This window comes from Aquimarina rubra, assembly GCF_042684305.1.
GTDB classification, from domain to species: domain Bacteria; phylum Bacteroidota; class Bacteroidia; order Flavobacteriales; family Flavobacteriaceae; genus Aquimarina; species Aquimarina rubra.
This window is the reverse complement of sequence record NZ_JBHULE010000008.1, coordinates 412348-431913: the sequence shown is the minus strand read 5'-3', so window position 1 is coordinate 431913 and position 19566 is coordinate 412348. Positions and strand designations below refer to the sequence as shown.

The 19566-nt window shown below is 34.1% G+C and carries 19 protein-coding genes; 8 read left to right on the top strand and 11 right to left on the bottom strand.

Features of this window, described 5'->3' with window-relative positions; genetic code table 11:
- Window positions 1-290 precede the first annotated feature (290 nt).
- Window positions 291-545 (top strand): hypothetical protein, encoded by a 255-nt coding sequence (locus tag ACFSR1_RS06180; protein WP_378290684.1) that lies wholly within the window; start codon window positions 291-293, stop codon window positions 543-545.
- A 27-nt stretch (window positions 546-572) separates the two neighbouring features.
- Window positions 573-2186 (top strand): hypothetical protein, encoded by a 1614-nt coding sequence (locus ACFSR1_RS06175; RefSeq protein WP_378290682.1) that lies wholly within the window; start codon window positions 573-575, stop codon window positions 2184-2186.
- Window positions 2187-2225: 39 nt separating this feature from the next.
- Here the strand turns inward: ACFSR1_RS06175 and ACFSR1_RS06170 are convergent, their stop codons facing one another.
- On the bottom strand, window positions 2226-3059 hold the full coding sequence (locus tag ACFSR1_RS06170; protein WP_378290680.1) for a DMT family transporter: 834 nt from the start codon (window positions 3057-3059) through the stop codon (window positions 2226-2228).
- 278 nt (window positions 3060-3337) lie between these two features.
- On the opposite strand from ACFSR1_RS06170, the gene ACFSR1_RS06165 reads away from it, so the two are divergent.
- The gene (locus tag ACFSR1_RS06165; RefSeq protein ID WP_378290678.1) at window positions 3338-4303 is read left to right on the top strand and encodes a hypothetical protein; all 966 of its coding nucleotides are present in this window, start codon (window positions 3338-3340) and stop codon (window positions 4301-4303) included.
- Between the two features lie 172 nt (window positions 4304-4475).
- Here the strand turns inward: ACFSR1_RS06165 and ACFSR1_RS06160 are convergent, their stop codons facing one another.
- The gene (locus ACFSR1_RS06160; protein ID WP_378291364.1) at window positions 4476-6200 is read right to left on the bottom strand and encodes a SulP family inorganic anion transporter; all 1725 of its coding nucleotides are present in this window, start codon (window positions 6198-6200) and stop codon (window positions 4476-4478) included.
- A gap of 139 nt (window positions 6201-6339) precedes the next feature.
- Here ACFSR1_RS06160 and ACFSR1_RS06155 point away from each other — a divergent pair, with 139 nt between their 5' ends.
- A complete protein-coding gene (locus ACFSR1_RS06155) occupies window positions 6340-7095 on the top strand; it encodes a sulfite exporter TauE/SafE family protein (protein WP_378290676.1) in 756 nt (251 codons plus the stop codon).
- A gap of 69 nt (window positions 7096-7164) precedes the next feature.
- The gene (locus ACFSR1_RS06150) at window positions 7165-7971 is read left to right on the top strand and encodes an MBL fold metallo-hydrolase (RefSeq protein WP_378290674.1); all 807 of its coding nucleotides are present in this window, start codon (window positions 7165-7167) and stop codon (window positions 7969-7971) included.
- A 67-nt stretch (window positions 7972-8038) separates the two neighbouring features.
- On the opposite strand, the gene ACFSR1_RS06145 is transcribed toward ACFSR1_RS06150, so the two are convergent.
- Entirely contained in the window at window positions 8039-8488 is a 450-nt protein-coding gene (locus tag ACFSR1_RS06145; RefSeq protein ID WP_378290672.1) for a cold-shock protein, read from the bottom strand.
- A gap of 271 nt (window positions 8489-8759) precedes the next feature.
- Window positions 8760-9551, bottom strand: coding sequence for a hypothetical protein (locus ACFSR1_RS06140; protein WP_378290670.1), 792 nt, complete (start codon window positions 9549-9551; stop codon window positions 8760-8762).
- A gap of 194 nt (window positions 9552-9745) precedes the next feature.
- On the opposite strand from ACFSR1_RS06140, the gene ACFSR1_RS06135 reads away from it, so the two are divergent.
- Together ACFSR1_RS06135 and ACFSR1_RS06130 are read left to right on the top strand one after the other, a co-directional pair.
- Window positions 9746-10342 (top strand): pseudouridine synthase, encoded by a 597-nt coding sequence (locus ACFSR1_RS06135; protein WP_378290668.1) that lies wholly within the window; start codon window positions 9746-9748, stop codon window positions 10340-10342.
- Window positions 10343-10515: 173 nt separating this feature from the next.
- Window positions 10516-11106 carry a hypothetical protein gene (locus ACFSR1_RS06130; RefSeq protein ID WP_378290666.1) on the top strand — a complete coding sequence of 197 codons (591 nt, stop codon included), beginning with the start codon at window positions 10516-10518 and terminating at the stop codon, window positions 11104-11106.
- Window positions 11107-11228: 122 nt separating this feature from the next.
- On the opposite strand, the gene ACFSR1_RS06125 is transcribed toward ACFSR1_RS06130, so the two are convergent.
- From ACFSR1_RS06125 to ACFSR1_RS06095, 7 genes are all read right to left on the bottom strand, one after another.
- Window positions 11229-12134 (bottom strand): hypothetical protein, encoded by a 906-nt coding sequence (locus ACFSR1_RS06125; protein WP_378290664.1) that lies wholly within the window; start codon window positions 12132-12134, stop codon window positions 11229-11231.
- Between the two features lie 39 nt (window positions 12135-12173).
- Window positions 12174-12806: a CatA-like O-acetyltransferase gene (locus tag ACFSR1_RS06120; RefSeq protein WP_378290662.1), complete on the bottom strand. Its 633-nt coding sequence runs from the start codon at window positions 12804-12806 to the stop codon at window positions 12174-12176.
- Entirely contained in the window at window positions 12806-13495 is a 690-nt protein-coding gene (locus ACFSR1_RS06115) for an HAD family hydrolase (RefSeq protein WP_378290660.1), read from the bottom strand. The genes ACFSR1_RS06120 and ACFSR1_RS06115 overlap by 1 nt, the downstream gene beginning before the upstream one ends.
- Entirely contained in the window at window positions 13489-14064 is a 576-nt protein-coding gene (locus tag ACFSR1_RS06110) for a hypothetical protein (protein WP_378290658.1), read from the bottom strand. Before ACFSR1_RS06110 ends, ACFSR1_RS06115 begins: the two co-directional genes overlap by 7 nt.
- Window positions 14065-14069: 5 nt before the next feature.
- Window positions 14070-15761: an energy-dependent translational throttle protein EttA gene (ettA, locus tag ACFSR1_RS06105; RefSeq protein ID WP_378290656.1), complete on the bottom strand. Its 1692-nt coding sequence runs from the start codon at window positions 15759-15761 to the stop codon at window positions 14070-14072.
- 55 nt (window positions 15762-15816) lie between these two features.
- Window positions 15817-15999 (bottom strand): CAL67264 family membrane protein, encoded by a 183-nt coding sequence (locus ACFSR1_RS06100; RefSeq protein WP_378290654.1) that lies wholly within the window; start codon window positions 15997-15999, stop codon window positions 15817-15819.
- Between the two features lie 210 nt (window positions 16000-16209).
- Window positions 16210-17628 carry a DNA/RNA non-specific endonuclease gene (locus ACFSR1_RS06095; RefSeq protein WP_378290652.1) on the bottom strand — a complete coding sequence of 473 codons (1419 nt, stop codon included), beginning with the start codon at window positions 17626-17628 and terminating at the stop codon, window positions 16210-16212.
- A 245-nt stretch (window positions 17629-17873) separates the two neighbouring features.
- Here ACFSR1_RS06095 and ACFSR1_RS06090 point away from each other — a divergent pair, with 245 nt between their 5' ends.
- Complete coding sequence (locus tag ACFSR1_RS06090) at window positions 17874-19502, top strand: acyl-CoA carboxylase subunit beta (protein WP_378290650.1); 1629 nt, start codon at window positions 17874-17876, stop codon at window positions 19500-19502.
- The last annotated feature ends 64 nt before the right edge of the window (window positions 19503-19566 follow it).

The following is a 19566-nucleotide window of genomic DNA, read 5'->3' as shown; positions in this document are numbered from 1 at the left end:
ACACAAATATACTTTATAAACTTATGAATAAATTAAAGTATAAATATATGTACTTTTCAATATATCAATATATATTATCTGGTGAATTCTATTAAAAAAGCTACTTTCAATATAAAAAACAGTTAAATCCCCCTTTCTCAGCACAAATTATCTGCTTATTTTTACGTATAACGTATTCACCACCCAATACTTGTCTAATTGCCTCTAAAAAATCATGAGGTATGCAAAACTATATTCGATTGCGAAGCATTAGTATATTACTAGTGCTTATGATAAGTTGTCAAAGCTGTATGTCAACACGTGTTGTTAGCGAGTATGACAATGATTCTGTTGTAAAACACTCCAAAACTTCCTGGAGCTATGCCTGGGGATTAGTCACACCCAAAGACATTGATCCCGAATGTGAGTCCAAACGAATGAACTCTGTTACCAGTTCTACTAATTTAGGGTATATATTAATCTCTGCTATCACTATAGGCATTGTAGTGCCGCAGACTGTAGAATGGGAATGTGCTCCAATAGACACCCCAATCGAAGATTTGTAAGTATAAATCCAGTAAAAACTAATCAAAATGGCATTACCTAAAGGTATCGAAATACTACCAATCACATCGTGGGAAAACAGGCATCAGAATTTTACTCAACAACTCACTAAAGATGCTTCTTTTAAGCTTAGAAATGATCATTCCTTATCCAAAAGCTCAGAAAAATATAAGGCAACTACCAAAAATATTCAATGGTTAATCGGACACGCAATTAAAAACAAAATCCGGCTTAGAGCTATGGGTAGCGGCTGGTCTTTTTCTAAAGTTGCAGTGTCTGAAGGAGGAATTATTGACACTAAATCATTACGTCTCTCTTTTTCTATTTCCAAATCATACGTAGCAGATAACTATATAGATAAAGGAGGAACTCCCGAAAACTTGTTTTTTACACAATGTGGGATGTCCATACTACAATTAAACTCAAAACTGGAGAAAGAAAAAAGACCCAATAGATCTATCAAAGCCTCAGGAGCCAGCAATGGTCAAACCATAGCCGGAGCTTTATCTACAGGAACACATGGGTCTGCATTTAACGTAGGGTCCCTGCAAGATTTTGTGGTTGGATTGCACATAATCGTTGGTAAGAATAGACATATTTGGCTAGAACGTCACTCTACTCCTGTTATGTCAGACAAATTTGTGAATTGGCTTGGAGCAGAAAGAATTCAGGATGATATTTTATTTAATTCTGCACTGGTAAGTTTCGGTAGTTTTGGTTTCATCCACGGAGTGTTAATAGAAACTGAACCAAAGTTTTTATTAGAAGAGCACCGCATTGATAAAATTGCTTATAACGATACCTTAAAACACGCGATGACAACACAAGATTTTTCAGGTATTGAGAATCTATTGCCTTTTCCACAGTTCTCATCAGATCGAGAATTGTATCATTTCGAAGTACTTATAAACCCATTTGATTTTAAGCCAAATGACACAGATAAAGGAGTGTATATTAAAGTAGCCTATAAACGAAAATACCGCGATGATTATACTCGCAGAACCAGAGATAGTAATGGATTAACCTATGGCGATGATCTTTTAGGACTCATACAAACAATGATGGATAGTCTAGGAACCCTATCCGTAAAACTAGTGCCAAGTCTGGTTAATCTATTGTTTCCTCTTGCATACAAAGAAACAGCTGCGCTAGAAGGTACTATAGGTGAAACCTATAACAATACTAAATTTAGAGGAAAAGTAGCAAGCGCTGCATTGGGTATAGATATAAAGGATAGCACAAAAGTAGTACAGGAAATATTAGATATCATTGATAATGGTGACCCTTTTCCTGGCGGAATTTCATTACGATATGTAAAAGGAACTGAGGCATTATTAGGATTTACAAAATTTCCGAAAACCTGTGTGTTAGAATTAGATGGTGTGGATTCTAAAGTTACCCGAAATTTTTATGAAAAAATATGGAATAGGCTGGAGGCTAAAAATATCGCTTATACATTACATTGGGGTAAAATAAACTTCAATCTTAATTTTAATCGAATACAAAAAATGTATGGTGCTGCCACAGTGCAACATTGGATAGATTCTCGTAATCATTTATTAAATGAAGATACAAGAGAAGTATTTACGAACAAATTTGTAGAGCAATGTGGGTTACATAAAAAAGTTGGAGAAATAGTTTAAAAAATTATTTTAATTAACTTTAAATCAATTTATTACTATTTATTTAGAACGATAAAACATATTAAGAACCAACCCTGTAATAACCATAACAGTTCCTAAAATACTTAATAAAGGATATTTGTCTCCAAACAAAAAAATACCTGCTATCATCGTAAAAATCACTTCCATATATTTCAGGGAAACCACCTTATTGGTAACCTGTGACTGAAAAGCTTTGGTCATAAACAGTTGTCCAAAATAACCAAAAATACCTAAACTTAACAATAGCGCCCATTCTAATCCTTCCGGAGTTTTTTTCCAATTAAAAATCGAAAGAATTCCTCCTAGAATTGTAGCTATCCACATAAAATAATTTACAATCACTACAGGATGATCTTTTAAACCTATTTTATTAATTAACACATACACAACACCACTAAACAAAGCAGACAGGATGATGAGTAATAAGCCAATAGAACTAATATCCGTATCAAATCCCTTGATGATCAAAACTCCAAAAAATGCAAGTAAGAAAAATAGCCATTGTATGTTTTTTACTCGTTCCCTAAGAAATATGACAGCCAAAATTGTAGCAAAGATGGGTGAAAGATATCTAAGAGATACGGCAGAACCTATTTTAAGATATTCTACTGACATAAAAAACAATCCCATAGAAGTAACACCCGCTAATCCACGAAATATGAGGAGTTTCTTTTGATTTCCAAGGATTGATATGTTATGATATAACAAAAATGGCATGGTAAAAAACAATGTTCCTATGGATCTAAAAAACACCAATTGGTATGCACTAAACCCAATTAGATATTTTACCAGTAAGTTCATTACCGTAAAAGATACGGTACTTAGAATCATAAAATAGATAGCTTTTTTCAAATACTTACTTTTTTATTTGTATCGGATAGATATGAAGTCTAATGAAAGTCAAAGATAGAGCTTGTACATTTATTATTCATCAAATAGAGAATACGTTATTCTTAAAAATAGAACATATCCCGTAGGTATTCTTCTTTTTTTGGCTCTCTTTTTGATAATATAAAATTAAAAAATACGATGATAAAAAGTTCAAAATGTTATTACATAAGTCAGACGGCTTATGGTTTTAATTTTTTTTCATTAATTTAACCCTTTATTTAACGCCCCCCTAACCTACTATGAAAAAAGTATTCCCCATACTTGTATTACTGCTTTTTCAAGGGATTCAAAGTCAATCTTACAAGATCTTCGATGCCTCGGAAAAATTCCCCATATCCTATGCTACCATTTCATTTGGCAACGGAAATGGTTTATTTGCCGATGCAGATGGGGTTTTTCAATTTTCAAAAAAAAGATATAGAGATATAGATTCTATATTTATATCCGCACTTGGATATAAAGAAAAAGGTTTAACAACAGAGGATTTGCCTAAAACAATTTTACTGACACCTGATATTGCAGAACTTCAGGAAGTAGTTGTAAAAGCAGAAAATCTTGGTAAATACAAAACGAAAAAAAAGAGCTCTAAGGTACACGATGACTATTTTAGGTGTTGGTTACCTACGGTAGAATCTGAAATTGCAGTATTTTTTCCCAAAGATCCACTAAAATCGACTAAAATTGCTTCAGTATTTTTACCAGTTATGATGGAATCCTCTCGCGGATCTTCTTCCGGAAAGAAGCAATCCTTTTCTACTTTATTTAAAATGCAATTTTATCAAAATAGCAATGGGTTTCCCGGTAAAAGACTACCCGGTGACGATATTATATTTAGGATCACCAATAAAGATAAAACTAATTTCGAGCTTGATATTTCCGAATATAAAGTTTTTATACCCAAAAATGGCGTATTTATTTCTATTCAGGTACTTGGATATACAGATAAGGAAGGAAAACTTCAACATACAAAAAAATATCATGAAGTAGAAACCCGAAAAGGAATCGTTAAGGTCTCTACCACATTCAGACCGCTACTACCGTTTACCGATAAAATTGAAGATAATATTACCTTCACCAGAAGAATATTCTATAAAAACAGAACCTGGCAACGTTTTGATAAAAAATATAGTGAGAACAACACACTGATACAAAAGGGTTTCATGAATTATGGCATGGGATTGAAGATGCACATCTATGAAAAATAGGTTAGATGGTTAGATGGTTAGATGGTTAGATGGTTAGATGGTTAGAAAAGTATGATTTTTATATTGAAGTCAATCCTTGCTTAACTTCAACCTAATTAATTTATTAATCGGAACTTATTTATTATTGTTCTGTCAGGTCGAGCGGAGTCGAGACCTAATTCAATATAAAAAATTAATCCAAAAAAGATCTTTTCTGGTTATGTTGGACTGCTACTTCTAAAGAGTTTTTCTGAACTGTTTTATTTTCGGTAAAATTTACTGCATCTATTATATTTAAAAAATTATGCTGAATTCCTAAGGTATCTGTAAAACCCGATCTTTTAAGAAAATCTCTCACGGGTCCAATGGTCCCCGAAATTAACAATTGTACACCTGATTCTTCTAAATACCGGTGCACGTCCTCTAAAACATGTAACCCGGTACTATCAATATCGTGTATGTTAGTGCTATCCAAAATTAAAAATTCAGGTAAAGGATTCCTTTTTTGGACATATCTCAGAATGGTTTCTTTAAAATAACTGGTATTAGCAAAATACAACTGATCATCAAATCGGATGATCAAATACTTAGAAGACCTCTCAGCCCCAGAAAATCTATTGATATTACGATAATATTGAGTCCCCGGAATATTCACTAATTCTGCTATATGTGGTCTGGAACTATAGTACTGCAAGAATATATAAGAAAGTATGACCCCAATAAAAATCCCTTTTTCAACTCCAAAAACCAAAGTCCCCACAAATGTTATAATCATTACTATAAACTCTCTTCTTCTTAGTTGAAGAAGATGCTTTGCCTCACTAAAATTAATGAGACCAAAAACAGAAACAAGAATAATCGCAGCCAAAACCGCTTTAGGAATATAATAAAAGAAAGAAGTTAAAAATAAAAGTGATATAATAACCATAATCACGGTAATTATAGACGAAATAGTAGTCTTCCCTCCTGCTTCGTCATTAATTGCAGATCTGCTATAACTACCCGAAGAAGGAATTGCCTGAAAAAATGCTCCAACTATTTTAGCAATCCCTAAGGCTAATAATTCCTGATTAGGTTTCACGATATGATCTCTATTCTTCATTTCTAAAGATTTTGCAATACCAATACTACCTACATATCCAATAAATGTAACGGTAAGCACTGATGGTATCAACGCTACCACCGAATCGTAATTCATTTCAGGAATACTAAATGATGGTAAACCTTTTGGGACGTCTTCGATTACAGAAAGGCCTTTACTTTTTAAATCAAAAACAATAGTAATTATAGTTGTTATTATAAGCACAAAAAGTGCTCCTGGAAAAGATCTCTTCCACTTCTTCAGAATAAGCATAATCAATATAGAACCTAAACACATACCAACCGTTATAAGGTGAATGGAAGAAATATTTTGCATTACAAACCATATGGATTCGTGGGTGTAATCAAAATTGGGAATTTCTATTCCTAATGATTCACTAAGCTGAGAAATAATAATAATGATGGCTGCTGCAGAAATAAATCCCGAAATTACCGGTTGAGAAATAAGATTTACTAAGAAGCCCATCCTTAAAAAACTAAGAGCTAACTGTAATATTCCAATCAACAAGCCCGAAAAAATCACCAAATTGGTAAATTCTGGTGTAAATGGGACAGCGATCTGACTCACTCCACTCATCACTAAAATAGCGGTAACAGCAACCGGACCAATACTCAATTGTCTGGATGTACCAAAGAAAGCATACAAGACTAATGGAATCAAACAAGCATACAGCCCATATATAGGTGGTGTACCCATTAATAAAGCATATGCAATTGCCTGAGGAATAAGCACTACACCTACTGTGATACCGGCAACGGCATCCGCTGCCAACGTTGCTTTATTATAACCTATTAAGGATTCTAAAACCGGAAGTATTTTGTGTAACGTTTTAACGGTTGTTCAATTTTAAATTAGTATTGTAAATCTACGATAGTTTAAGATTTTATACTAAATGAATTACAAAAAGCATTTGTATTTTTTAGTTTTGGTTATTTTTGGGAAGTAACACAACCAAATGAACGAAACACTACTACTTATTCTTCTGGCCTTAGTCGGTTTTATTGCTGGAGTCATTAACACTATTGCAGGAGGCGGATCTTTACTGACCTTACCCATGCTAATTTTTATGGGCTTACCTCCAACGGTCGCCAACGGTACCAATAGAATAGGTATTTTTATTCAGAGTATTACCTCGGTTGCAGGTTTTAAAAGTAAAGGAATTAGGCCTTCAATCTTTAGTGTTTATTTAGGTGTATCTGCTTTGATAGGCTCTTTAATCGGTGCAAAAATAGCGATTGACATTAAAGGTGAAACGTTTAATAGAATACTGGCGGTGGTAATGCTGGTTGTTGTATTATTCATGGTTTTTAAACCGAAAGTCAATGTTGAAGATTTTTCAGAACGTATACAAGGTAAATATCGTTTTTTATCTATTCTTGCTTTTTTCGTGATCGGAATTTATGGTGGGTTTATACAGGCAGGTGTAGGAATCTTTATACTATTAGCACTTACTTCTATTAACAGAATGGGGTTGGTAAAATCCAATGCGGTAAAAGCATTAGTCGTATTTATATACACTATCGGTGCATTAGCCGTTTTTGCCTATAATAACCAAATAGATTATCTATATGGATTCGTTTTAGCCTTTGGCAACGCTTCAGGCGGTTGGCTTGCCAGTAGATGGTCTGTAAAAAAAGGAGACGGTGTTGTTAAAATATTTTTAGTTGTTATGGTAGTTGCGATGGCTATTAAGCTTTGGATAGATAGTTAATCTTACATTAAAATGTTTCTGATTTTACAGTCATTTTATACCTTGTTACCATAACTAAAACTAACTATAATGAAATCACATACCCTATTCCTCTTAGTAATTTCGCTTTTTATACAAAGCTGTAAGGACACTAAAAAAGAAGAAACAACAGCTAATACAGACACTCAAGAAGTTGTTGCAGATAATTCATCTAAAGAAAAACCAGTTTCTGATATCAAAATTATTCCAATCCAGCACGCTACCACTGTACTTGAATACAAAGGAAAAACCATCTATATGGATCCGACTGGTGGAGCAAAAGCTTTTGAAAATCAAAAACTCCCAGACCTTGTACTTATTACCGATATCCACGGAGATCATATGAATATAGAGACTCTAAACAGTCTTGACCTTTCTAAATCCAAAATAATTGTACCACAAGCTGTTGCAGAAAAACTTCCTGCAAATTATACGGATCAGCTAGTCATTATTAATAATGGAGAAGTAAAAGATGTAGCTGGAATATCAATTGAAGCTATACCTATGTACAACCTAAGAGAAGAAGCACTGAAGTTCCACGAAAAAGGACGCGGTAATGGATACGTAATTACCTTAGGAGACGAACGCCTTTACTTCTCCGGAGACACAGAAGATATACCGGAGATGAGAGCTCTTAAAAATATTGACAAAGCATTCGTTTGTATGAATCTACCCTATACGATGACCGTAGAAAGTGCAGCTGGTGCCGTTCTAGAGTTTAAACCCAAGCAAGTTTATCCATATCACTATAGAGGAACTGATGGATTAAGTAATATTATTAAATTTAGAGAAACTGTTAATAAAGGAAATAGTGAAATAGAAGTTGTACAGCTAAATTGGTATCCTACTATAAAATAGAACAAAAAAGCATTTGCAGTTTATAAACTGCAAATGCTTTTTTTAATATTATTAGTATAAAACGCTATTAAATCTTTTTTACTCGTACAGCATTTAATCCTTTCATTCCCATTTCTAGTTCAAACTGTACTTTATCCCCTTCTCTTACTTCCTGCATTAAACCATGTACGTGCACGAAATATTTTTCTTGAGTTTCTTGCTCAGTAATGAATCCATATCCCTTAGAATCATTAAAGAAAGCTACTTTACCTTTTTTAATTGGATCTTCTTCAATATGTTCCTTTTTCGGAATACCAATTTCTATGTTTTCAGCTTTTACTTTTTTCTTTTTTGATGGATCTGGTGGTGTATCAGTAAGGTGGCCATTCTCATCAACATAAGCAATCATGTTATCGAAACCGCTTCCTTTTTTCGAATTTGCTCTGCGCTCTTCCTTCTTTTTCTGCTTTTCTTCGCGTTTCTTTAATTTCTTCTTTTCTTTTTCAATCTTGCTAAAGGTCTGTTGTGATTTTGCCATTCAGTATATTTATAATTAATCTGTTAAACATAAATTGTCATCGAAATACTAAACGAATGATTGGAAAATGACAATTCTGGAAGATTGATTTACCGAACAATTAACCCAGTGGTTACAACGACTAAGTACAAAGAGTTTAAAAAGTAATCGATATGTACTTATTTTTACAAAGATAGATGTTCCATTTTAATTTAACTAATTAGAGCCATTAAATTGATTTATTCATGAAACATTTTAGTGAATTAGCTTGTAAGATTTGTTTCATTTCTTGTTATCTCTCTCTAAAATTTATCATTTCTGATGGAGAAAGCATTCGTGAAGTAAATGCGGGGCATCTTCTAAGTGCTTCTCGGGTCTGTTGATTCTTTTCTAATATAGCGGGTCTACTTCCAAAAAGACGCACAGCAGGATTTGAACTACTATAGCAAATAAAATACATATAAGCATTACATAGAGCTTCAAGGGTTCCGGGATTTCTAGAAACCCTGGTATTAGACAATGTTTCTCTTGCTGTAGCAGAAAAATAGCGATAACTAATTTTTCCACCGTGAGTCATTACATGACCAATTTCGTGAATTAATGTTGGAGAAATGAGTAGATTTTGGTATCTCCATATGGCACCATATGTTATGATAATACCTTCACTTTCGTCAAAAAAGGGCGTTGTTTGATCATCATACCCCGGATTTAAACCACCGGTATACCTTTCATCTCTTCTTCTTCCCGCAGAATTAGCAAAAATGATTCCTGCAGGTTTACGTTCTTGTAGCCATCTTAAATGCCCGGATGGTATCAAATCTAATGTTCTTTCTACAAATAGCACCTCTGATTGTTTTACCTGATAAATATTAATTGAAACATTATCATTTGACCTATAATAATGCAAATCTATTAAATGCTCATCCTCTACTATTTGATAAAAACCTCTTATTTGATCCCGTTGCCAGGGGTCTAAGGGATTAGGAGCAAAATAATTGGGATCTCTATCCCTTCTTCTTCCAGAGCCATACCCACCGACAATAATATCTCTGCTGTAAGGCTGTCCTATCATATGAATTGACATCGCTGTAATTGTTTAATTTTAAATAGATACATAAAACTCACCAGACCATAATCAAATATTTATCTAGTTACCAATTAGTTATACAATTCATATAAAGGTTAACCTAAAATGATGAAAATTTTCATAGACTGTTTTACAATTATTACATTTGGCAGAATCTAATTACTGCATTCATTATAAATATTTAGTCAATAATGCCTAATAGTAATAATAAAGAAGGTCATAAACATTTTATGATATACAAACCCTACGGATACCTGAGTCAGTTTATAAACAATGGGCAAAAACAAAACTCAAAAAAATTACTTGGCGAACTATTTGATTTTCCGAATGGAACTATGGCTATTGGGAGATTAGATGAAAAATCAGAAGGACTATTACTACTTACAACTGATGGAAAAACAAGCAATCATATATGTAGTGGCGCTATTGAGAAAGAATATTATGCTCAGGTAGATGGAAGTATTACTAATGAGGCTATATCAAAGTTACGAGATGGTGTTGAAATTGGTTTTGATGGAAAAAAATATATAACCAATCCTTGCAAAGCAATTAAATTAAAAGATACTCCTAATTTTCCTGAAAGATCAAAAAAAATAAGAGATGAAAGACACGGTCCTACTAGTTGGGTTTCTATAACCTTAAAAGAAGGTAAATTCAGGCAAGTACGTAAAATGACTTCTGCTGTTGGTTTTCCTACCTTACGCTTAGTTAGAGTTAGAATTGGAAACATCCTATTAAATAATATGCAAGTTGGCGAAGTAATCGAAGTAAAAAGAGTAATCCAGTAAGGTAATTACGGTAATACTTTAGCGTATTTTATAATAAAAAAATTGATTAAAAACATAGATCACGCTAACCACGACCGTAATCCACAATTTCCCCCTTATAGCTCCACAAAATGATTTAAGAAAATGACATAAGTTACATCTTTGACTTATAACATATTAATCATTCTTAAATTATGAAAGCAACATTAAAATCATCAATCGCGTTTACAGCAATACTTGCTGTATTGACCTTAACATCTTGTGAAAAAGATGAGCTCACTTTAGAAAACACTGTGTCTGAAGATGTAAACACAACTTCTGAAATCAATGGAAAAGCTAATACCATATCAGCAGTTAGCCGTTATTATTCTGGCGGACCCAACACCGTCCATACGTACAGGGTATTAAATCTTGGAATAGGCATAGGAACTTATGAAGGTAGGCCTTTTAAGTTGGGTACTTATGACTACATCTCGGCACCTCCATCAGGGACTAAACAATTATTCTTTCTTCTGGCACCAGGAAATAGAGATTTTGTTATGACCACTAGTAGTGCAGAAAAATCTAATTTATTAAGAAGAGGATTTAGAGATTATAGCGTACGCACTTTGTTCGGGAACATTAAAAAAGCCGCTTATATTCATAACAGTGGCGGAAGCGGAAGAGTGAAGCTTTATAGATTTTATGGATCGTCTAACACAGACCATTTATATACAACCAATTATAACGAAGGCGTAGGTGCCGGATATGCTTATGAAGGTGTAGTAGGTTATGTATATCGCTAATTAACCACACTTTTTAAACACAAAAAAGCCTTATAATTTCAACTGAAATTATAAGGCTTACTTTATAAAATTAATATAAAACTGTATTTAATTATCTGAATCAATTAAAAATACAATAGGTATTATTGTTTTGTTGAAATATCAAATCTATAAATAAGATCTAAGCCTAAAAACAGGTTGCTGTCGAATTCATTATTCAAACGTGTTCTGTTATCCTTATTGAGGGTAAAAGTAAGCACCTGAACACCCACCTTATCATTGACAGCATATACTCCATAATCTGTAGTATCAAAACCTAATTTAGCACGTAGTAGCAAAGAGTCATTAAATAAACCATAAGATCCATACAAAGCCGCACGAACCGACTCTTCCTGAACATAAACATTAGTACTACCACCAACTAGATTATACGATTTTACCGATGTCCTTAAATCAACGCCTAAACTAAAATGATTTGCAAGTACATAATTTGCTTCCATCCGTATAGGCAGAACGATATCAAAATGAAACTTTTTGTTAGGCGATCTGTAAAAAGCTCCTAATAGCGGTGTAATGATAGTCCCAAAATTTTCTGACGAAGAATATAAACCGAATTTTGCTCTTATTCCTTGGGTATACTGAAAATCCAAAAGTGCAATTGCCCCTATTTGAAAATCTCGCGACCCTAGACTTTCGAAATTAGACGCTAATTTGGGTAATACAACATACGTCCCTGACCATTTTTCTGAATGCTTAATTTTCAAGCCTGCATTTAAACGGGTCATGGTTAAATTTTCGTCTGATGCTAATTGAGAAAGATTTACGTTTGTATTTTCTGCAGTTAAACCTGTTAACAGAATTAAATTTTCATTTAAAATCTTAGGATATAGAACTTCAAAATTGATGTTTGTAACGTCCGTGTCAAAAGTTTTTTGTTCATCTTCCAAATTTGCTTGTGATATATTGAGTCTAACAATATCTGTATAATCTTGTGCTTTTATTATAAAACAAAATAAACCTAAAAAAGTAAATAGAATACGTTTTTTCATTGAGTATGTTTGTTAATATACAAAGCGCGAATAGTAAACTTATTCATTTAATAATCGCTGAAACTCTTCAAGATATAACCCCACGTGGTAACCATCCATGAGTGCGTGATGCACGTGAATCGATATTGGTAAATTAATTTTACCTTTTTCTTTTGTGTATTTTCCGAAAGAAATTTTTGGAACACTATCTCGATATTGAAAATGTCTAGCGTGAGAGATTCCTGTAAAGTTATACCACGGAATAGAAGAAATATGCAAACTGTCCATCCGCTTTGCATTATTATCAAAACGCAATCCTGTAGAATTTCTAACTGCTTCTATTTCTTTTTGCGCATTAGCCTGAAAAACTTTAAAATCTTCATCGTATTCGATAAAAGAAAAACCAAAAGTATGATCCTCTCTTCCAATCGTGGCCGAAGCGTGAATCTTATCGTATATATATCCGTTATCTTCTTCTATTCTATATCTGAATGGCTCTATGTCATTGGCTGTTTTTACTGCCTTATGTAGGTAATATAAAAAATACGGATACCCATTATCTTTAATATTTTGGTATCCTTTAGTAAAATCTACAGTTGACACAATGCCAAAAAACGGTTCATCAAAACTACTAAAGAACTCATAATGCTCTCTTCTGTTCCAAGTAGTTAGATTTAATTCCGTTTTACTCATTATAGATATTGTAATAGTTCTTTTGAATTGGTTAAACTTCTAAAATTAGGATGATCAATGGTTCCATTATGAACCTCGTGAGCCCAAGTGGTATGAAATGGAATATGAAACGCATGTGCTCCAATATTCAGCACTGGCAGAATATCTGATTTCAGTGAATTACCGACCATCAAAAACTCTGATTCATTAATATCCAGATGCTTTACTAATTTTTGGTATTGTTTTTCTGTTTTATCAGATACAATCTCTATATGGTGAAAATAATTCTCTAATCCAGATTTAATCAACTTACGTTCCTGATCCAATAAATCCCCTTTGGTAGCCATGACTAATCGATATTTCTTAGAAAGATGTTCAAGAGTCTCCTCTATACCATCTAATAATTCGACCGGTTCCTGAAGCATCTGCTTTCCTTTGGCTATCAATTTCTCCACCAATTGCATATTCATATTACCATTGGTAATCTTAATAGCTGCTTCTATTAATGAAAGGGTAAATGGCTTGATTCCATAACCATACAAACCAAGGTTTTGCATTTCTACCTCAAAAAGCAGTTTATTAGCTTCTTCTTTTGGTAAATAATCAGAAACAAGTTCACAAAACTCTTCTTCTGCTTTTCTAAAAAAAGTTTCGTTTACCCATAAGGTATCATCTGCATCAAATGCTATTACTTTAATTTTATCTAACATTTTGTATTGTAATATCTTACTACTTCTTCTGTAGCGTCTAATTGACCATCAAAAAATCCTTTCTCTATCTTAGACATCACATCTGGACAATCATTGAAGAATCCATCAACATCTTTGAGAAATCTCTTCTTAAATCTTGGTCCATTTTTAACTTTAGCCACAAAATCTTCGTGTTGTCTACCAATATAATAAACAGTTGTAGCAACTACCTCTGTTCCATACGTATAGTAAGAAGAAGAAGTTTCTTGATAAAAACATTCTAATTCTCCAGAAACCACCCGGATTAATCGTAAGGTTTTATCTGTTCCTTTTAATTGTTTTAGTACAAACGCTCCTTCATACGCCTTTTCGGGATCACTGCTTTTGATTGTTTTTAATGTTTTATACTTAAACTCTTCTTTTTTGCCAGTGCTTGCAAGTCTAAAAACTACCTTTCTGTTATTCCAAAAAAAGGCTTTCCCTTTTATTTCAGTACCGTTTTTAAGAATCAGTACATGGGGATATTCAGATTGCGCATGACCAACGGTAGAAAATACCAGAACAACTAGTAGTTTAAATAATGTATTCATAAATATTACCGAACTAGTTTTTTATACTTTATTCTTTTCGGCATTAAATCTCCTCCCAGACGTTTCTTTTTATTTTCTTCATAATCTGAGAAACTACCTTCAAAGAAATACACTTGAGAATCTCCTTCAAATGCTAAAATATGAGTACAAATTCTATCTAAGAACCAGCGGTCGTGAGAAATTACTACGGCGCAACCGGCAAAATTCTCTAATCCCTCTTCTAAAGCTCTTAATGTATTGACATCAAGATCATTAGTTGGCTCATCTAGAAGCAATACATTACCTTCTTCTTTGAGCGTCATCGCCAAGTGCAATCTATTTCGTTCCCCACCGGAAAGCGTGGACACCTTCTTATTTTGCTCACTTCCTCCAAAATTAAAGCGACTTAGATATGCTCTAGAATTTACTTCTTTACCACCCATCATTATCAAATCCTGTTCATCACTAAAATTTTGCCAAATGGATTTATCCGGGTCTATATTAGAGTGTGCTTGATCTACATACGCTATCTTAGCGGTTTCTCCTACAGAAAAACTTCCTTTATCAGGAGTTTCCTCACCCATTATCATTTTAAAAATAGTAGTCTTACCCGCTCCGTTAGGACCTATAATTCCTACAATTCCTGCTTGAGGAAGTTTAAAATTAAGATCTTCATACAGCAATTTATCGCCATAAGCTTTACTAATTCCGGAAGCTTCTAATACATTAGTTCCTAAACGTGGACCATTAGGAATGTATATTTCTAATTTTTCGTCAAGTTGCTTTTGATCTTGACTCATTAATTTATCGTAATTCTTTAAACGTGCTTTTTGTTTAGTTTGCCTTCCTTTTGCACCTTGGCGCACCCATTCCAACTCTCGCTCTAATGTCTTCTGACGTTTTGAAGCTGACTTACTTTCCTGCGCCAAACGTTTAGACTTTTGATCTAACCAAGAAGAATAATTTCCTTTCCAAGGAATCCCTTCTCCTCTATCCAATTCCAAAATCCAACCAGCTACGTTATCTAAGAAATATCTATCGTGCGTTACGGCAATAACGGTTCCTTTGTACTGCGCTAAATGATGTTCTAACCAATGTACGGATTCTGCATCCAAATGGTTTGTTGGCTCATCTAATAAAAGCACATCAGGTTCCTTAAGCAAAAGACGACAAAGCGCTACTTTTCTTCGTTCTCCACCTGATAATACTTCGATTTTTTTATCCGGATCCGGAGTTCTTAAAGCATCCATTGCAATTTCCAGCTTCGTGTCCAGCTCCCAACCATTACCAGCATCAATTTGATCTTGTAGAACAGCCTGTCGATCCATTAGCTTCTGCATTTTATCAGCGTCGCTATACACTTCTTCCAAACCGAACATATCATTGATTTTATTATACTCATCCAGTACAGCAACCATCTCGGCAGCTCCTTCTTTTACAACTTCCAGCACCGTTTTTTCTGGATCAAGCTGTGGTTCTTGTTCTAAATATCCAACAGAATAATCAGAAGAGAACACAACATCCCCTTGGTAGTTTTTATCAATACCTGCGATGATCTTAAGTAAAGTTGATTTCCCCGAACCATTGAGACCGAGAATTCCAATTTTCGCACCGTAGAAAAAACTTAAATATATATTTTTTAGAACTGGAGTATTCGCACTTTTATACGTTTTTGTAACTCCAGACATAGAAAAGATGATCTTTTTATCGTCTGACATAAGCCCCTAAAATTATTTTAAATGATATTATTTTAACTCTTGATTATATGATTAGTTATACTCTACCTTTTAAAGCATTAAATACCCATGCATTTGCAAGAAATCCAACTCCAACTGCAGCAAATCCCCAACCAGAAACATCTCTATATCTAAATGCACCTAAAGCTATTAATCCCAGTCCAGCCAGAATCATTATAAAAGTAGCCCATCCTAATACCGTATTTTTATTCATTCCCATAGCAAGTTATTTAGTTAAATGTTTTTAATAATAAATCAAAAACAGCATACAAATATCGGTATTTTATCATCAAAAAATAGTTTTTTAGAGAGATCTTCAACTACAGAATCATCTTATCTGTTGTTAAACAAGGAGTTATAAAAGTGATTTTATAAAAAATGAGGACTAAGATCGTATAGTCCTCATTTTAGTACTCTTAGTTATTAAAGTTTAACTAGAAGGGCCGTTATCTATTACGGATTCTATAACAGATTCCACAGAATTGGAAATATTCTCCAAAAGATCATATCCTGTTAAACTCTCAATATCGTTTACAGAAGTTCTAAACTGGGTCCAATCAGAACTAATACCTTGATCATTAGGTACATTTATACTAATTACTCGAGTAGATGTAGTTACCCGATTAATATCATCGTTGCCATTTGGTAAAATAAGTGCTACTTTCCAGAAGGAATCCGGTACCGTAATATTTCCTCCATCGATTGTTGATGCGAAACCATTTCTTCCTGTTCCTCCACTTCCGGCAACTCCTGCTATGATGTGAATTTCGTTTCCTTCTAAGGTCAAGGACCTAAGATAGTTTTCGAAATTTGCCCAACTTCTTTGGTTGTTATCAGGTGCCTGCGGTGCAATGTTACTCATGTAAAAAGTGTTTTCGTTAGAATCCGCAGATCCATTTCTATCAGCAGACGGGCATAGATGACCTCTATCAAATCCAGAATTGGTATAATCACTTGATGTAGCGCGAAAAAATGTACTTGGTAATGAAGTATCGCTTTTAAAACAATTACAACGTGGTGCGTTTCCTGTCCACGCACTACTTAAATGCCAACTCACCCAATTGGCGGTTCCTCTATTGTTGTTGTACGACAAAATAAAATCAGGTTTTGACAAATAATAATTTGTAGAACCTGACCCGGCATTGGATGGGTTACCAAAAGTAATATTACTATCTCTTGATGCTGTGCCTCCACCACCTCCGGTGGATCCTGTAATAATCTCAAAATTATCAATATTAATTCGATTAGACCCTCCAGAAGTTTTGTATACGCCATACCGTACGCTTCCAGTTTCATTTACATCAAACGTAACCGTATTTAACGATGTAGAATTGGTTGTAATTGTTGAACCAACATAAAACCAAGAAGATCCGTTATCGTATGAAGCGATAAGACGCCAAGTAGAATTCCCGTTACTTCCATATTTTGCGTGACGTATCCTTACAGTTTGTACACCATTATCCATATTAAAAGACATAATCGCATATCCTGTATTTCTAATTCTCACAGACTTAGCTCCAAACTTACGGTCATTTGACAACGTGCCAATTAGTGCATCACTCAAATACCAGGTTCCTGAAGAAGATAAATTAACACTGGCAGCAGCATAGCTACCTTTTGATCCGGATTCATAGGTTTCTGTAAAACCATCAACTCTTTTTTCTGAAAAATTATGATCGTGAGGACCTTCATTATCATAATAATTTGTCTGTGCTTTGATCTCGCCATCTATTTGCAATGGAACTGATGGGATATCTTCATAAAAGGATTCATCTTCTACACTGCAGCTTGTAATCGAAAGTGCTACAAAAACAGAAATAAAGAGCGTGTTTAATTTTAATAATTTCATAGTTGAGTTTTGATTTTAGATTAATATTTAACTAGTTGGTTTTAAGTTAGATATAAATCTATAGCTCAATTGTTAATTATCTGATAATCAAATGTTAGCAAACTGTTATAAAACAGCATCTCGAACCGTTACTCATTAACATTTATGAAACCTAATTCTTGAAAATGTGCTCTTATATTTCGTTTTGATTTTAATGATTTGAAAACTCTTTGATTTTTGTATTTTCGTGCAAACAATACACACAAATGGATATAAACTTCAATAAGAACGAAGATCATAATAAACTCCTGGTCTCTGCGTTGCGTCAAAAATTAGCAAAAGTAAAGCTAGGTGGTGGAGAAAAGCGAATAGAGAAACTACACGCTAAAGGCAAAATGACAGCCAGAGAGCGAATTGAATATTTATTGGATGATGATGCTAAAGCTATAGAAATTGCAGCATTTGCCGGTGATGATATGTATGCTGAACATGGAGGTTGCCCTAGTGGCGGAGTTGTCATCAAGATCGGACATATTAGTGGTAAACAATGTATTGTCGTTGCTAACGATGCTACTGTAAAAGCAGGTGCATGGTTCCCGATAACGGGCAAAAAGAATCTTAGAGCACAGGAAATTGCCATAGAGAATAAATTGCCTATTATCTACTTGGTGGATAGTGCTGGAGTTTATCTTCCTATGCAAGACGAGATTTTTCCTGACAAGGAACATTTCGGAAGGATTTTTAGAAACAACGCGGTGATGAGCAGTATGGGTATTACTCAAATCTCTGCCGTAATGGGAAGCTGTGTTGCTGGAGGAGCCTATCTTCCAATAATGAGTGATGAAGCCTTAATCGTGGATAAAACTGGAAGCATTTTCCTAGCAGGGAGCTATCTGGTAAAAGCTGCTATTGGAGAAAGTATTGATAATGAAACTTTAGGTGGTGCTACCACCCATTGTGAAATTTCTGGAGTTACGGATTACAAATCAAAGGATGATAAAGATGCTTTAGACACTATAAAAAATATAGTTTCTAAAATTGGAGATTTTGATAAAGCCGGATATAATAGAATTAAGCCTGCAAAGCCCAAAAAAGACCCAAAAGATATCTACGGAATTTTACCAAAAGCTCGAAACGAGCAATATGATATGATGGAAATCATTCATCGATTGGTAGATGATTCTAATTTTGAGGAATATAAATCTGGTTACGGTCAAACAATCATTACCGGATATGCACGTATCGATGGATGGGCTGTTGGTATTGTAGCGAATCAGCGTAAGATTGTGAAAACTAAAAAAGGCGAAATGCAATTTGGTGGTGTGATCTATTCTGATTCTGCTGATAAGGCCACTCGATTTATTGCCAATTGTAATCAGAAGAAAATTCCATTAGTCTTTTTACAAGATGTTACCGGTTTTATGGTAGGTAGTAAAAGTGAGCACGGTGGAATTATAAAAGATGGTGCGAAGATGGTAAATGCTGTTAGTAATAGTGTAGTACCAAAATTTACTATTGTTATTGGTAATTCTTATGGAGCTGGTAATTATGCAATGTGTGGTAAAGCGTATGATCCAAGATTGATCTGCGCTTGGCCAAGTGCTGAACTTGCGGTTATGGGTGGTGCTCAGGCTGCCAAAGTATTATTGCAAATCGAAACAGCTTCTTTAAAAAAGAAAGGAGAACAACTTTCTGAAGAAGATGAAAAAGCATTATTTGATAAAATCAAAGCTCGATATGACAAACAGATTTCTCCATACTATGCTGCAGCAAGGATCTGGACAGATGGTATTATTGATCCTTTGGATACTAGAAAATGGGTCTCTATGGGTATCGAAGCGGCAGACCATGCTCCTATCGAGAAGCCCTTTAATCTTGGAGTGATTCAGGTTTAACTTTTAAATATTTCTCAATTGTATGAAATAACAAGTAACCAGTTAACGGTATCATAATTATAGT